Below are 15765 nucleotides of genomic sequence, written 5' to 3' on the forward strand. Positions count from 1 at the left end.
CATGCAACAAAAGAAAGTAGTGGTTATAGGAAGCGGCTTAGGTGGTCTCTCAACGGGCGTCATCCTGGCAAAGAATGGCTATCAGGTGACGGTGTTGGAACAAGGCCAACAGATAGGTGGGTGTCTGCAATGCTTTTCGCGTTATGGCGCAAAGTATGAAACAGGGATGCACTTTATCGGAAGTGTAGTGCCGGGACAGACGCTGAGAAAACTGATGAACTATTTGGAATTGACCGCCGATGTGCCTTTGTCTTTCTTGGATCAAAGCGGTTATGATGTCGTGGCGTTACAGGGCGAACAGTTCTGCTTTGCAAATGGGCGCGAGCCATTTATTGAAACGATGAGTTCCTATTTCCCACGGCAACGCGACGCATTGGCGCGCTATTTCGATTTAGTAAGTCGAGTAGCGGGAGCCTCTTCGCTCCACTCATTGAAATACGCCGAGTCAGATGCGGCTATCAATACCGAGTTTCAACTGCGCGCCATCAACGACGTTTTGGATGAGCTTTTCGACGACGAACTGCTGAAACGGGTGTTGGTGGGCAATCTTCCGCTCTATGCAGCCGAACAAGATAAGACGCCTTTCTCTACGCACGCGTTCATCATGGACTTCTATAACCAAAGTGCTGCGCGTGTGGTGGGAGGCAGTGACAGCATTGCAACCTCACTGAAGAACACCATTTTGCGCTATGGTGGCACGGTGAAGACGCGGCAAAAGGTAACGAAGATTGTGTGTGATGAGGCGAAAGCGACAGGTGTGGTGGTGAATGATGACTGCTTTATGGCTGCCGATACGGTTGTGTCGGCCATTCACCCCATGCGCACATTGGAACTTTTAGACACGAAACTCATTCGCCCCGCCTTTCGTAGGCGCATTCATGCCATGCCGCAAACCGTAGGAGGCTTTTCGGTTTACTTGGAGTTTAAGCCCGGCGTGGTACCCTATATGAATCACAACTTTTATGGTTATGCCGGCGACACACCGTGGAACTGTGAGCACTATACAGAAGAGACCTGGCCCAAGGGCTACCTTTATATGCACTTTTGTCACGAGCGCGCGCCGAAGTTCGCCCATACAGGCGTCATCCTTTCCTACATGCAGATGGAGGATTTGCAACCCTGGTGGGGGACGAAAGTGGGTCGACGCGGTGACGATTATGAGGCTTTCAAGCGGCGAAAGGCCGAGCAGTTGCTCGACGCTTTGGGCAAACAGTTTCCCGACATCCGTCAAAATCTTGTGCGTTATAGCACTGCGACGCCTCTGACCTATTATGATTACACGGGAACAGAGGGCGGTTCGATGTATGGCATCGCGAAAGATATTCATCTCGGTGCAGCGGGACGCGTGCCCCAACGCACGAAGGTGCCCAACCTTTTCATGACGGGACAGAACATCAATTCGCACGGCATGCTGGGCGTCTTGGTGGGTTCGATCGTGACGTGCAGCGAGTTTCTAACCGCAAAGACCATTTACGACCAGATTATTCAAAGCAACCAAGGCGAATGAAACAACGTGTGTTGATTATAGGCGGTGGCTTAGGTGGCCTGTTTTCGGGTGCCATCTTGGCGAAGGAAGGGCTTGAAGTGACCGTTTTGGAAAAGAACAAGATCATAGGAGGTGGATTACAGTCCTTCCGCATGTGGGGTGAAGACTTTGACACAGGCATGCATATCATAGGAGGCATGCGTCCCGGTGGCAACATCTATCGGCTGTGCTCCTATTTGGGAATCATCGATCAAGTATGCGTGAGAGATGTGGACCATGACTGCACGGATCGGCTTTACTTTGCCGAAGACCAGCGCTATTATACCATTGCCGAGGGGAAAGACACGTTCGTGGAGACCCTTTCGCGGCAGTTCCCGCATGAGCATGACGGGGTAAAGGCCTACGTCGAGGCTTTGTTTCGCTTGTCCGAAGAGGTAGACCTGTTCTATCTTCGCCCTTCGAAAGACTTGATACCCATGCACTCGGCGCAGTTTAACATGTCGGCCGAGGCCTTCATCGCACAATATATCAACGATAAGAAACTGCGCAGTGTCTTGGCTTATATGAACCCTTTATATGGTGGACGTGCGCAACAGACACCCGCTTACGTCCATGCCATCATTTCGGTGCTCTACATCAATGGGCCAAGTCGTTTTGTGGGCGGTAGTCTACGCTTTGCCCATCTCTTAGCCGAAACCATACAACGGCATGGAGGAAAGGTGCTGGGAGCAACCGAAGTGACGCACATTGGCGTAACAGATAGGCAGGTGACCTGTGTGGAAACGGCAGACGGACAGCATTTCGAAGCCGAATATTACATCTCGGCCATCCACCCTTGCGCATTGCTCAAGGTGATCGACAGCGATGCCTTTACCAAGGCCTATCGCACCCGTTTGGAAACCATTCCAAACTCTTACTCTGCTTTCTCGCTTTACGTGAAACTAAAGCCAAACAGCTTCCCTTACATCAATCATTCGGAGTATTTCATGACGCGCTATGCAGACATTTGGCAGTTCGGACGCGATGACAAGCCGTGGCCCTTGGGCTTTCTCTTCATGACCCCGCCGAATGAAGGGCAAGGTGCCTTCGCTTCGAAAGTGTTAGTGACAGCACCCATGGCATTCTCGCAGGTGGAAGCATGGGAGCAGACAACGATAGGACATCGCACGGCGGACTATCGACAGTGGAAGGAGCAGCAATGCAACCAACTCTTGGCCATGGTCGAAGTGCTTCACCCTGGCTTTTCAACTTGCATTGAGGCGGTTAACACGGCTTCGCCCCTGACCATTCGCGATTTCTATGGCGCAAAGGAGGGAGGCATCTGTGGATACAGCAAAGATTGTAACAATTTGGCTTTGTCACAGCTGCCCGTAGTGACAAAAGTGAGCAACTTATTCCTTACAGGGCAAAACAACAACCTGCATGGGTTTTGCGGTGTGCCCTTAACAGCCATCCAAACTTGTGAAGCCATCTTAGGGCGCAACTATGTTTTGAATCAACTCAATCATGAAACAGCGAATAGTACTCTTTCTGTGCCTCGCGATGACGCTCGTCTCGGCTAAGGGGCAAGAGAACATCTGGCAGCACACAGCCTGCAAGGCGAAGGTTTGGCTCACCCCCTATCTCGCACAAGGTCAAAAGCGACCTGCTATCATCGTGTGTCCGGGCGGGAGCTACTTTTGGCACGACATGAAGGCAGAGGGTAAAGATGTAGGAGCGTGGTTACAGCGCAATGGCATCACTGCTTTTGTGTTGCGCTATCGCACCGCTTATGTGCCGGCCTTCGTCACCCATTATCGTTGGATATGGCGGGGCAACCGTTACCCCGACCCGCAAGACGACCTTCGACAAGCCATTCGCTATGTCAAGCAACATGCCGAGCGATGGAACGTCGACACGACAAAGATTGGAGCGATGGGCTTCTCGGCGGGCGGCCATTTGGTGGTGTCGGGCGGTTTGTTCTTTGCCGAGCACGACCGTCCGGCCTTCATTGCATCACTCTATCCCGTGGTCACAATGTCGGCACCGTGTGTGCACAAACGCTCGCGACGGGCACTCATGGGTGAAAGCAAGATGCGCAACCATGCCCTTCGCGATGCACTCTCTTTAGAGAAGCAAGTGACGAGTGTGTGTCCACCCGTATTTCTGGCAAACTGCATCGATGATCCCATTGTGGACTACCGCAACGCCATATTGCTTGACTCTGCCCTAACGGCGCAGCATGTACCCCACGTGTACTATCAATACCGCACGGGTGGTCATGGCTTTGGTGCTTCCGAAACAAAGGGCAGCGCCGAGTGTCGCACATGGAAGCAATCGTTTCTGGCTTGGCTTTCGCAATTATGGAAAGCCAAATGACCTGCAAAACGACAACCCAATGAACATCCTTTTACTAAAAGATATGCAAAAGAACCCCAAGTTTGATGACATCCGTCCGTATTATGAGGACGAGATTCCCGCTGCGATGGCGCGCATCGCCGAGAGCAGCTCCCTGCCCCTATTGGCAGCTTACGTTTACCCCGATGAGTCGTTAGAAGACGTGCGGAAGCGAATAGCCAACTATCGCACAGTGAAAGACTTTCAAACGGAGACCATGCGCAAGGTCAACGAGCAGGTTATCGCCAACAGTATCACAGCGTTCTCGTGTGATGGCTTGCAACAGTTGAGCCCCACGCAATCCTACCTCTATGTGTCCAATCATCGCGACATCATGTTGGATTCGAGTCTGCTGCAATATTTCCTGGTCACGCAAGACTTTGACACTACCGAGATCACGTTCGGTGCCAACTTGATGATGAGTCAGCTGATCGTCGACATTGGCAAATGCAACAAGATGTTTAGAGTGGAGCGTCCCGGTGGAAGTGTGAAGGATTTTTACCGCAGTTCGCTTCACCTCTCAGAATATATCCGCTATACCATCGCAGAGAAGCAACAGAGTGTGTGGATAGCACAGCGCAATGGGCGCACGAAAGATGGTTATGACGCCACAGACCAAGGCATCATCAAGATGTTTTGCATGAGTGAGAGTAGCGATAAAATCAAAGCCTTGGCCGATTTGCACATCGTCCCGATTGCCATATCGTATGAATGGGAGCCTTGTGACGTGCTTAAAGCCTTGGAACTTTACGAATCGCAGAGCATGCGCTACACCAAGAAACCCGGTGAAGATCTTAACAGCATCCTCACGGGAATCATCGCGCCAAAGGGACGTGTACATATCGAGATTTGCAAACCGATTACCGTCGCCGAACTCACAAGACTGGAGGCTTTAACCAATAATGAGTACCATAAGGCTGTCGCCAAGCTCATCGATCAGCGCATCCACAAGGCCTATCGCTTATATCCCAACAACTATATAGCACACGATTTGCGGTATGGCAGCCAGCGTTTCGCTGCGTTATACACGCCCGAAGAACAGGCGTTGTTCCAACAGCACTTGGCCGCTTTAGACCAATACGACACGTGCAATCTCGACCAATTGAAAGATATATTCTTGGGCATTTACGCCAATCCCGTTGAGACGTCGATGCTGTGAACAGCATAGCATGACCATGAAGGCCACTCGGGACGAGTGTCCCACCGCTAATTGAATTTTAATGGTATGGTTTCAATAGTACTAAAAGTTTATGATTTCCTGCGCATGCACCGTTTCATGCGCCTATTTTCTTTCCTTGTAACAACTGCACTCTTGGTGGCATTGATACTGACGTTGCAATATAAAGAAGACATTTCGGATTTTCTTCCACTCAGTTCAACCCACCAAAGCGGGTTAAAGGTTTATCAAGATATTTCGGGAGCCAATAAAATCTTTGTCATCTTTCAGGCGAAAGAAGGGCAGAGCACGGATGCCGATGCGATGGTTTCGGCGATCGAACGCTTCACAACCAACCTACGGGCCGCCGATACGGCAGGCATAGCCCGACAGCTGACGGCACAAGTCGACATGGAGAAAATGCAACAGGTGGTGGACTTTGTCTACCGCTACATGCCGCTGTTCCTCACCCCTCACGACTATCAGCGCATGGACAGTCTCTTGCGTGAGCCGGGGTTCGCAGCGCGTCAACTGCAAGAGGATAAGCGTATGTTGATGTTCCCCACAGGCAACATGCTCACCAGCAACATCCAGCGTGACCCCTTGGGGCTTTTTACCCCCGTCATAGCCAAACTGCAACAGCGCCATCTCTCGCTCAACTACGAACTTTATGACGGCTACATCTTCTCACCCGATATGAAACGGGCCATTGTGATGGTTGAGTCGCCCTTTGGCTCGAGCGAAACGGAGCACAATACACAGCTCATCGCCTTGCTCAAAGCGCAAGCGGCCAAGGTAACGCAGAGCCAACCCGCGCTCAAAGTGCACTTGACAGGCGGACCGGTGATTGCCGTTGGAAACGCTACACAAATCAAGACCGATAGCCTCTTGTCGGTGACGTTGGCCATTCTCCTCATCACCATGTTGCTCTTCCTCACCTTCCGACGACTTAAAAACCTGCTCCTCATTGTCTTGGCTGTGGCTTGGGGATGGTTGTTTGCCATGGGGGGCTTGGCGTTGGTCCACGATCACGTTTCGGTGATTGTCATTGGTATCTCGTCGGTCATCCTGGGCATTGCCATCAACTACCCCTTGCATTTCATCTCCCACCTGTCCCATACCTCCACCATTCGCAGTGCACTTAAGGAAATTACCGCGCCTTTGCTCGTCGGCAACGTGACCACCGTGGGCGCCTTTTTGGCATTGGTTCCGTTGCAATCGGTAGCACTGCGCGACTTGGGGCTCTTCAGTTCGTTCCTCTTGGTGGGCACCATCCTCTTGGTGCTTATCTATCTTCCCCACGTGGTGAAACCCGTCAAGGCAAAGCCGTGGAATCGCTTTGCCCGTTTCACCGACATTTCGTTGGAGCGCAAGCGAGGCGTAGTGTGGGCGATTGTGCTGCTTACGGGTGTGTTGGGCTATTTCAGTTTGCAGACAAAGTTTGATGCCGACATGAGCCACATCAACTACATGACGGAAGAGCAAAAGGCCGACATGCGCTATTTCCAAACCTTGTTGCAACGCGACACCACCACCGAAAAGGTCTACGTCGTAGCGCACGGCGTGACCATGGATGAGGCCTTGCAACACAACCAACTGTTGCAACCGGCTTTGGAGCAGGTGCAACACCGCATGAAAGGTTCCACCCTGTCCACCTGTGCACCCTTCCTTGCCTCCAACGCGGAGCAAGTGCGACGGCTGAAACAGTGGGCCGCCTTTCGCCAGCGGCATAAGAATTTGCCGGATGTCTTGCGCCGTGAGGGCATGAAGGCAGGCTTCGCGCCCAATTCGTTCCACGACTTCGAAGTGATGTTCAACGGCAAGTTCATGCCCCTTTCTCCCGCCTCCTTTGCGCCTTTAACCTCAACAGCCTTTCAGGGCAATTTGAGTCACGACAGCATTGCGGGCACCTTCAGTGTGGTCAATGTGTTGGATGTTGCCCCTCAGGCAGTAGCAAAGATTGAGCAACAGTTCACAGGTGACACGTGCTACAGTTTTGATGTGAAGTCTATGAACTCCACTTTGGCCAACAACCTGTCCGATAACTTCAATTACATTGGCTGGGCGTGTGCACTCATCGTGTTCTTTTTTCTGTGGTTCTCCTTTGGCAACATTGAGCTGGCGTTACTATCGTTTCTCCCGATGGCCGTCAGCTGGGTGTGGATCTTAGGCATCATGTCACTGCTCAACATTCAGTTTAATATTGTCAATGTCATTCTCGCCACCTTCATCTTTGGACAGGGCGACGACTATACCATTTTCATCACCGAGGGCGTGAGCTACGAATATGCCTATCGGCGCAAGCTTCTGGCCGCCTATAAGCAATCCATCATCATTTCGGCGTTGATCATGTTCATCGGTATAGGTTCGCTCATCTTGGCCAAACATCCGGCACTGCACTCTTTAGCCGAAGTGACGATCGTAGGAATGTTTGCCGTGGTGCTGATGGCCTATATTTTGCCTCCGCTCTTATATAGTGGGTTGGTGGGCACGAAGAATCATTATCGGCGACGCCCCTATTCCTTGAAACCGTTCCTTGTGATGGCGCTCTCGGCCACAGTCTTCTTCGCACAGTTGGCTTACATCTATGCGTTGGGGTTCCGACTCTTTGTGCTGACGAAACCGAACCTGCGCAAACGAAAACGTTTTCAGGCACGGGTGCATCGGCTCTTCCGTTATGACTTGCAACACATTCCCACGGTGGCATGGCATGAGGATGCAGCCATTGCAAAAGCACTCGAAAAGCCCGCTGTGGTGGTATGCAATCATCAATCCATGTTAGATGCTGCCATTGTGATGGCACTATCACCTCGATTGCTCATCGTGGCCAACGAGCGCGCCAGTCTCAACCCCGTTATCCGTAAGGTGTTCGATTGGTTTGGCCACATTCGGTTGGTCAACAGCCAAGCGCTGAACGTGCAACTCCTTCAGCAAGCCCTTGCCGAGGGCTATAGCATCGTGCTCTTCCCCGAGGGCGAGCGCAATGCCCACTCGTCGATATTGCGTTTCCATAAGGGCGCCTTCCATGTGGCCGAGACGTTGCAGGTCGACATGGTGCCGTTGTTATTGCACGGTGTGAACGAAGTGCTACCGCGCAACAGCTGGTGTGTCTTTGCCGGGAAGATAACGGTTGGCATGGGGCAACGCATTCAGGCCGCCGATGCGACATGGGGCGAAGACTATGTCGTGCGCACCAAGCGGGTGCACCAATATTATGTGGACTGGTATCGCGAGGTGGCCGAGCAGATTGAAACGGCGGCCTATTACCGACGTCTGACCTTGGACAAGTATCGTTTTAAGGGCGTCGACGTCATGCGTGAAGTGAAGCATAATCTGAGAAAGTTTACCAATTATGCCGCATGGGTTGACACACCTTGCACGGCGCAGCGCGTAGCGGTGTTGAATAGTGGCTGGGGTGAGTTTGCGTTGCTCTTCGCACTGACCCACCGCCACATAGAAGTGATTGCGGTAGAAGCCGATGCCGACAAAACGCAATTAGCACGCTATGTGGCCGACGGATTATCGCTGAAATGGCAAGCTATAGAAACGCTTTCAGCAGATGACATGGCCAATGTCGTCATCTTTTTGCTGAACCCATCAGCCGAAGAGCGTGCAAAGTTTGAAGGGCACAACGTGGTAGTGATTGAATAGTTGCAGTGCATGGTGCTGATGCAAGGGCAATAGATAAACAAACGGCGCACAGCTTCCCTGTCATGACTGTGCACCATCCAACAAAGGGGACACACGGTCGTGTGCCCCCTTTGTGAATGATACATACGCCTCTTGCTGCAACCTTTTGACAGGGATTAGGCTTTAAGACGATGACAACGCCAAGCATGCAAGCTTGGTATGCCGCGTGATACTATTTTTTCGGTGTCACGGTTACGTCGCCATGACCTGGATTTGGATTTTCAGTTGAAGGTTTTCCTTCATCTGTTTTCTTTCCATCTTTCCCCGTTTCCGGATTTTTATCTTCTTTCTCTTTACCGGGTGTTTCCGTTGCAGGATTTTTCGGTGCCTTTGGCTGACGCATAGTGTCGGACTTACCCGGTTTCATGAGCTTTTCGAGTATCCGTTTCGGCATCTTCACTTCAACCAATGCATCTTTTTCCACACGCACCCAAATATAGGTATTGCTGTCTTTCAGTTGAAGCTGATAACAAGTGTTTTTATTCAGTTTCATCTTTCGTCCTGTAAAATGCAAGCTGCCTTTGGACCATTGTTTCTTTTCTTCGATTGCCGCATATAGAGGCTGTAGCATTTTTTGCAGTTTCTCTTGCTCTTCCATTTCGGCCAAGCTGCGTTGGGCTTTACTAAATCGGTGTGACGCTTTCGAATTGACAGCCACATGATTCATCTTGCTTACCAAGTCGAAGATTAACTTCTTCGTGTCGGCATCGGTTGCTCCAAAGTAAGCCAAATCAATGTGATGGCGCACCAATCGGAGATCGTGATCAGAGGCGGCACGGAGCTCTTGTGATGATGGTAGAGCACCCTCGACATTCCTATCGGCCAACTTGTTGGACAGCTCGCGATAAGCATCGTTCGCATCGTGCAAGATGGTGAAGACCTCATCTAAATGTAATGCTGTCATTGCAGCAGCTTGCTTCTTTAAATCAATCTCCAACCCTCGAATGTGAGCCGTTTTCTCAAGCATACCTTCATGCTGAATCTTTCGATAGCTGGTGATGATAGGGATTAGCTTGTCGTAGGCTTCTTTCTGTGCTTTGATGGGTGTGCGACTATAAGATTGCACATTTCTAAAGAGCGTGGAGATAGCGTTATTACGTTCCATGTCTTTTCCCTGCACCTCTTTGGTAAAGGCCGTGGTTCTGACACGACGATTTGACTCATCTTCGAGATTGATTTGGTCGAGCCAGTGTTTTAATAACTCATCGGTGACACCGATTTTTGTCTTATCAGCTGCTTTCACTAAGTCATACAGCTTGCGATGGAACTCGGCATGTAGACCATTGCGAAATTCATAATGATTGACGCCCTTAAAACTGATAATCTCGGGCAGTCCTGTAATTGTTTTAGTTACTTTTTTTGGCATAATATAAATGTTTAAATATAAATTGTTTTTGTCTTTAGCATCTACGTGCTAAGTTATGCGTCAAAACTATAAAATAAATACATACGTTCCAAATTTTTTAAGAACTTTTTTCATATTATTTTTAAAATAGTCTGATGAAGCGTGTGTTTAGGCAAAATCAGTTACTTAAACTTGCATCATGATGTGTGTTTATTGAAATGCAGTAACGACATGGTGCAGGGATAGAACTGCTTTTTTGAAATGATTGCTAACCTTGTGCATTGATGCTGCTGATTTAATAAAAAGACGGTCAATAGGGCGCTATTTTTCTATTCTTTATTTAACAAACAGGTCATTTGCAGCATAGTTTCCATATATTTTTAAAAAATAAGTGCGAATAGAGCGAGGAAATTACGCTGTTCTGTTGTGATGATAAGCATCATGTTGCCATGTTGACTTGCTGATATAAAAAGTATTTTCATATCGGCAAACGATTGAGTGTGTGTATATGGGATGAAAGGAAATAGTGCTCCATGAGAATAGGCCTTTGCTTAACGAAATAGGTAAACTGTAATGAGGGAAACATGATGGCATTGTAGGACTTTGAAATAGAGGATATGATGAAAGGGATAATGGATGAAGAGAGGAAAAAGGATCCTGCTGACCCTTGCAGTCAGCAGGACCAAAATGAATGAATGTATAAAGTTTAATTACGGCAGAGCGACGTCATCAAAACATTTATACCCATGCAACGGATGGCATTTAATCATCGGTGCCATAGAGATTAAATTCAACGATGCTCACACGACCCGAGGCAGGCATTTTCAAAATGTTGTATTTGAGATAGCGCGCTTTGGGATGGCTGAGCAGGGTGATGTGTTGGTTGCCACCCGTAGTGGGTAATGTGCCAAGGGATTTCCATGTGGCGTTGTCCTTAGATACAGACACCTCAATTTCTTGTGGTGCGTAGTGGTTGCTACTGTAACCCCATGACGTGGTGTTGATGCCGTTGATGGTCTTTTCGGCGCCGAGGTCAATGGTGATTGAAAATCCACTTCCACTACGTGCAACATCGCTCCAATAGTTACCGTCGACGAGGTTAGCAGCGCTGTTCTCGGCACCTGCTCCCAATGTGATGACCCAACCTGTGCGGTCGAGCATTTGGTTTTCTTCGGGTATGCCCATGCGCATATTCTGCATGGCGCCCTTTTCAATCTTCGCGGCAAGATTGTTCATGGTTGCCCGTGGCGAGATGTGCGTGTTTGTCTGCAATGTCTCAATACTCGTAATCGCGACGTCAAAGGTTAGATCCATCTTTTGTTCGTTGGTCTTAAGGGCATCAAGATTGGTAGCTACGATGCGTAACGTATCGGAGCTTTGTTGACCGGCCTTGATGGTAACCTGTGACGAAGTGAGTCGGTGGCCGGCTTTATCTTGCAGTTGTAACCCGATATTGGGCGCTTTGGCGTCACGCAGTTCGAGATTCACATGCACATCCTTTGAGGTGGCTTTCTGTGTTTTCACCATAAAGGGCATATCAACGCCTGCCGAAAGCCCTTCGCTGGTATGATCAATGCGAAACGTTTTAGGTGACGGCGTCAGATAGTCTAAACGTTGCAGATAAACGTAAGTGGCTGTCCATTCGTCTTCAACAGCACTGTCGTCACTGTGGCAGCTCGCAAATAACAATAGGCCGACGAAAGCCAATGCGGCTGCAGTGAGGTTGTGATAGGAATATTTCATTGTCATTTTGTTTTATTTCCAGTTGGTTTGTTCATCGGTTGACTTGATACCCTCCACCCAAATGGGAGTGGCATTGGTAGTGAGCGTGTGTCCATGCCCTGTGGCGTCATTGAATGTGTTGCCCGAACCCTCATTGAAGCGCCAATAAGCCTCTAATCCTTTCGACTTGGGGCTGACAGTTGACTGGTTCTTTTGTATTTGCGTCTCCGTTCGGCAGACCGACCAAACACGTGCCTCGGTTAAGAGAATCTTACAGGCACCCCAGCGGCTATAAGGATCGTCGCCCTTTGTAAACCATTTAAAGGTTTTAAAGGTTGTCGCTCCGGTAGGAATATCTTTAATGCCGGCGAAGGCTCCATTGATGTATAAGCGGTAATGAGAGCCGTCACAGGTAAGGGCTAAGTGTTGCCACTTGTTGGGCACAAATGAAAAGGCAGGGTTCATGTAGATGCGGTTGCGTCCGACGATCTGCACTAAGGAGTGGGCCTTGTGTCCACCTGCATCGGTCTGTGGATCTTCGAAACGGAGCAACACGAAATTGGATTCGCCGTTGCCATTGTTGATGAAGACGGCACGGTCGCGGTTGTAGGTGTTGCTCACCTGGAACTTCACTTCAATGGTATACTCATTATAAGTTTCATCCCCTTTGGGCATTGTCGCTTCGAGCATGGCCGCTCCGGTGAACTGAGGCAGTTTTGAAGTGATGATGGCTTCAGTAGTGATGACAAAGGCACCGGTCTTCGCCATGGCAGGAATAGCAGGGTCGTCACTGACCAGGCGCACGGGAATGGCATAGCTCTCACCGATCATGGCTTGTGTCAGCGGCTTAATGTTGATCTTGATCGGATGAATCGAGTACTCACCTTTGGGGATAACGACCTCGGATGGCATCGTGAAGGCGCCATTGGGCAACGGCACATAGCTGGTGCCTTGCTGCTCGTTGTATTGATGGAGCAGGTCTTTGTCGATTACTAACTTCAGTTTGCAGTCGTGGGGTGCCTCTTTTGTGAGGCAAGGTGTGAGTTCGGCAGTTGCGCCGTCATCGGTGATAACGACTTTGGCACTTGCGGCCATGCGGCTCTCATTGATGAAAGCACTGTTGTCGATGGTTTTGTAATCGGCATCATTACATGCGATGAATGCCAACAGATTACATAATAAGATGTATCGAATAAATTTCATAATCTAATCTTTTAATTGATAATCGTGTGCAAGGCTACGGCCTGCTGACGTGGCACAAATTGTAAAGTGTGGAAGGCAGCGCCGTTGCTTGCATGTTAAATGTTTTATCTCACTGCGGGATTTTGCGCCTGTATGGCTTGCCTTAGATATTTGTATGCGGGTGTATTAACGGCTTCACCGTCGATGTGATAAGCTCCGAAGCCACCCTTTCTAAAGCCATTGAGTGGTTGCCATCGTGCGAAGCCCTCTAATGATCGATAAGGTGTGGCACGTCCATCGCGTGTGGCAAAAGGGTAGCCGCCATTCAGGCAATCGATGGCACTCTCTAAGTTCTCGGTCATAACATAACGGTTGGTGATTTCCTCTTCGCTCATCACAGACTTGAACTTATCGATGCCATTGAGCAACCGCCCATCCAAATTCGCTTCTTTCGCGAAGTAGGCTTGAATGACATAATAGCTGATGTAAGGCCCCGTCTTGGCCAGAAGCGTTTGCGGCTCGCCGTCGACGATGAGCAGTTTCTCGGGATGCGGCGACTTTGGTCCGATGTGTTTCGCCAGTTCGGTGATGAAGACGTGCATAAGCTCGTAGTTGCTCGCCAGTTTGCCGCCATAACCGTAGTTGGGCTCGAAGTCGATGTCGAAGCCATCATAGTTGTATTTGCTAATGGTGTCGATAATGGCATTGGCATACTTACGCACAGCTGCTTCTTGCTTTTCATTGTTGCCGGTCTCCCATCCCCAGAATTTTTCTCGCGTAGCTTCGTCGGTGTTGTAGGCTTTCGGCGTTGTGCCTTGCCCCACATAGCGGGTGAAGCTGCAATATAACACTTTGGTGCCTTTCACCTTTTGAACAAACTCAAGGTCGCGTTTTTGTCCTTCCGACAGATTGGTGGAGTTGTCCCACAATGACACTACGTCCATGGAATCAGGTAGTCCTGCCAACATGTTTGTGGTGGATGCGGCGGGATTACTCCAGCCACCGAACCAACCAAACGATATGGCATGTGGAGTCTGTTTCCACGCTCTGAGCGCTTGATAGTAGGTTTCCTTTTTCGCTATCTCCGTGTTGGTATATTGGGTCATCTGTAGTGCTTCGGCCTCTGTCCAGTCGCTACATGCGGCTGTCAGCAGCACAAAACTCATCAAACCTAATGCTTTGAAAATATTATGCATAATATAAACTGTTATTCGTTGATAAAATGTGAGCATTGCTTTGGTGCGAGCAGACGCAATCGGTTGGACTGTCGCAAGTGCTCTGATTTAATTTCTCTTTGCCCATGGCAAGTCGGTGGCTTCGTTATCGGCACCATTTAACAACCTTACAGCCGCTTCGTAGTTCTGCTTGTTGAGATCGCGCTCGGTGTCGGGATAGCGCAAGCGCCTCATGCCGCGCTGTACGTTAGTGATGACTTGTGGGTTGAGATTATCCAAAGACGGTGCCAACTCGGGGAACCCAGTGCGGCGATATTCTGCCCATGCCTCGAGTCCCATGGGATAGATGGCAATCCATTTCTGTGTGATGATGCGTTCTAAGTTATGGTCGCTACCGTCTGCGTCCCATTCGATCTTAACCGTTGTATTGCGATGATAGTTATACTTTGAGCCGCGTGGATCGTTGGCATGTCCGTCAGGGGTCGCAGTGTTGTTATGGATATAGGCCTGGATGGTTGCCGCGTCTACACCATATTGCTCCATCGACAGCTTGATGCCTTGCTCGTAAAAAGTCTGTGCCGTTCCGCCAACGTTCCAACCGCGCAATGCACATTCGGCTTTTAAGAACGAAACCTCAGCTGCGACGCAAATGGGCAGGGGAGAAGTAGTTTGGAACTTGGGCAATGAATAGTTGGCTACATCATTTTTCTGAAACGACGCTTCGCCGGTTCGCATGCCAATATAGCGTGAGGGGTCGAATGCCGACGCTGTGAAGTAAGCGCTACAGCGTGGGTCGTTGTAACCATTCATATAGTCGACAATCGATGAGCTTGCACGCAAGTCGCCCCAGCTGGTGGATGCCAGTTGGTAGGGATTACCTTGTACGCCGGGTGACATTAATGCATTGTATTGATTGGCATCGATGAGCCCCGCGGCGCTATTACAGATTTGCTCGGCAGCAGTTTGATTGCCAATGCGCACAGCGGCACGTAAGGCAATGGAGTTAGCCAAGCGTGCCCATTTGCTATAATCACCTGCGTAGAGCAGATCATTGGCGGCCAAGGGCCGTGATGACGGATATTGACGGCTATACTGATACAGCGTGTTGGCTGCAGAGGTGAGGTCGGCAATGATATGCGCATAAACATCCTCTACGGACTCATAGGCCGTGTTGAACTGACCGTTGACAATGCTGCTATAAGGAATTGGTCCATAGCAATCAGTTACTCTCATGAGCACTGCTGCCTTTAATAGGGTGGCCATCGCCCAGTAATGGCCCGACTTTCGGGTTGACTCCTCTATACTATAGAGGTTAACAAGTCCTTTGAAGGGCGTGTTAAAGGGTAAGGCGTTCCATCCCTCTGACGCATTGAAAGTGTCAAAGTTTTGTCCGCCCCAACGGTTTGAACAGGTCATATAGCCACCCAATGCGCCGACCATTTGGTCGACCATTTGCGAATTGTTCTGCTGAACAAACATTAAAGGTTCCATCATGGCTGGAAGTAATACAGATGGATCGCCTTTGTAAATGGCGTAATGATTGGTGTTGTAGTCTTCGAAATTGTTTGTACAGCTTGCCAAGCCCAAAATGAGCAGGGCAATACTGATTATTCTTTTTATAGGTTTCATAGGG

At 49.7% G+C, this 15765-nt stretch carries 10 protein-coding genes; 5 read left to right on the plus strand and 5 right to left on the minus strand.

All coding sequences use genetic code 11. The features are described from left to right. The first annotated feature begins 1 nt into the window (after window position 1). The 5 genes from HMPREF9431_RS08185 to HMPREF9431_RS08205 all read left to right on the plus strand — a co-directional run bounded on the left by HMPREF9431_RS08185 (window position 2) and on the right by HMPREF9431_RS08205 (window position 8669). Window positions 2-1507, plus strand: a complete 1506-nt coding sequence (locus tag HMPREF9431_RS08185) for a phytoene desaturase family protein (RefSeq protein WP_004380768.1) — start codon at window positions 2-4, stop codon at window positions 1505-1507. After that, window positions 1504-3048 carry a phytoene desaturase family protein gene (locus HMPREF9431_RS08190; protein ID WP_004380769.1) on the plus strand — a complete coding sequence of 515 codons (1545 nt, stop codon included), beginning with the start codon at window positions 1504-1506 and terminating at the stop codon, window positions 3046-3048. The genes HMPREF9431_RS08185 and HMPREF9431_RS08190 overlap by 4 nt, the downstream gene beginning before the upstream one ends. After that, a complete protein-coding gene (locus HMPREF9431_RS08195; protein ID WP_040561349.1) occupies window positions 2993-3844 on the plus strand; it encodes an alpha/beta hydrolase in 852 nt (283 codons plus the stop codon). Before HMPREF9431_RS08190 ends, HMPREF9431_RS08195 begins: the two co-directional genes overlap by 56 nt. A gap of 19 nt (window positions 3845-3863) precedes the next feature. After that, complete coding sequence (locus tag HMPREF9431_RS08200) at window positions 3864-5021, plus strand: lysophospholipid acyltransferase family protein (protein ID WP_404827955.1); 1158 nt, start codon at window positions 3864-3866, stop codon at window positions 5019-5021. 66 nt (window positions 5022-5087) lie between these two features. Beyond that, entirely contained in the window at window positions 5088-8669 is a 3582-nt protein-coding gene (locus HMPREF9431_RS08205) for a 1-acyl-sn-glycerol-3-phosphate acyltransferase (protein WP_004380772.1), read from the plus strand. A 211-nt stretch (window positions 8670-8880) separates the two neighbouring features. On the opposite strand, the gene HMPREF9431_RS08210 is transcribed toward HMPREF9431_RS08205, so the two are convergent. The 5 genes from HMPREF9431_RS08210 to HMPREF9431_RS08230 form a co-directional block, all read right to left on the minus strand. Then, a complete protein-coding gene (locus tag HMPREF9431_RS08210; RefSeq protein WP_004380773.1) occupies window positions 8881-10074 on the minus strand; it encodes a DUF6261 family protein in 1194 nt (397 codons plus the stop codon). Window positions 10075-10815: 741 nt separating this feature from the next. Then, entirely contained in the window at window positions 10816-11802 is a 987-nt protein-coding gene (locus HMPREF9431_RS08215; protein WP_231287795.1) for a DUF4999 domain-containing protein, read from the minus strand. Window positions 11803-11808: 6 nt separating this feature from the next. Then, entirely contained in the window at window positions 11809-12978 is a 1170-nt protein-coding gene (locus HMPREF9431_RS08220) for a DUF1735 and LamG domain-containing protein (RefSeq protein ID WP_004380775.1), read from the minus strand. Between the two features lie 104 nt (window positions 12979-13082). Further along, the gene (locus HMPREF9431_RS08225) at window positions 13083-14153 is read right to left on the minus strand and encodes a glycoside hydrolase family 18 (RefSeq protein WP_004380776.1); all 1071 of its coding nucleotides are present in this window, start codon (window positions 14151-14153) and stop codon (window positions 13083-13085) included. Window positions 14154-14240: 87 nt separating this feature from the next. Next, a complete protein-coding gene (locus tag HMPREF9431_RS08230; protein WP_004380777.1) occupies window positions 14241-15761 on the minus strand; it encodes a SusD/RagB family nutrient-binding outer membrane lipoprotein in 1521 nt (506 codons plus the stop codon). Window positions 15762-15765 lie beyond the last annotated feature (4 nt).

Source organism: Segatella oulorum F0390 (assembly GCF_000224615.1).
GTDB classification, from domain to species: domain Bacteria; phylum Bacteroidota; class Bacteroidia; order Bacteroidales; family Bacteroidaceae; genus Prevotella; species Prevotella oulorum.

What these genes read in the sequence shown, in the direction of transcription:
- HMPREF9431_RS08185 (WP_004380768.1), top strand. Translation starts at nt 2, where the DNA reads ATGCAACAAAAGAAAGTAGTGGTTATAGGAAGCGGCTTAGGTGGTCTC.
- HMPREF9431_RS08190 (WP_004380769.1), top strand. Translation starts at nt 1,504, where the DNA reads ATGAAACAACGTGTGTTGATTATAGGCGGTGGCTTAGGTGGCCTGTTT.
- HMPREF9431_RS08195 (WP_040561349.1), top strand. Translation starts at nt 2,993, where the DNA reads ATGAAACAGCGAATAGTACTCTTTCTGTGCCTCGCGATGACGCTCGTC.
- HMPREF9431_RS08200 (WP_404827955.1), top strand. Translation starts at nt 3,864, where the DNA reads ATGAACATCCTTTTACTAAAAGATATGCAAAAGAACCCCAAGTTTGAT.
- HMPREF9431_RS08205 (WP_004380772.1), top strand. Translation starts at nt 5,088, where the DNA reads ATGGTTTCAATAGTACTAAAAGTTTATGATTTCCTGCGCATGCACCGT.
- HMPREF9431_RS08210 (WP_004380773.1), bottom strand. Translation starts at nt 10,074, where the DNA reads ATGCCAAAAAAAGTAACTAAAACAATTACAGGACTGCCCGAGATTATC.
- HMPREF9431_RS08215 (WP_231287795.1), bottom strand. Translation starts at nt 11,802, where the DNA reads ATGACAATGAAATATTCCTATCACAACCTCACTGCAGCCGCATTGGCT.
- HMPREF9431_RS08220 (WP_004380775.1), bottom strand. Translation starts at nt 12,978, where the DNA reads ATGAAATTTATTCGATACATCTTATTATGTAATCTGTTGGCATTCATC.
- HMPREF9431_RS08225 (WP_004380776.1), bottom strand. Translation starts at nt 14,153, where the DNA reads ATGCATAATATTTTCAAAGCATTAGGTTTGATGAGTTTTGTGCTGCTG.
- HMPREF9431_RS08230 (WP_004380777.1), bottom strand. Translation starts at nt 15,761, where the DNA reads ATGAAACCTATAAAAAGAATAATCAGTATTGCCCTGCTCATTTTGGGC.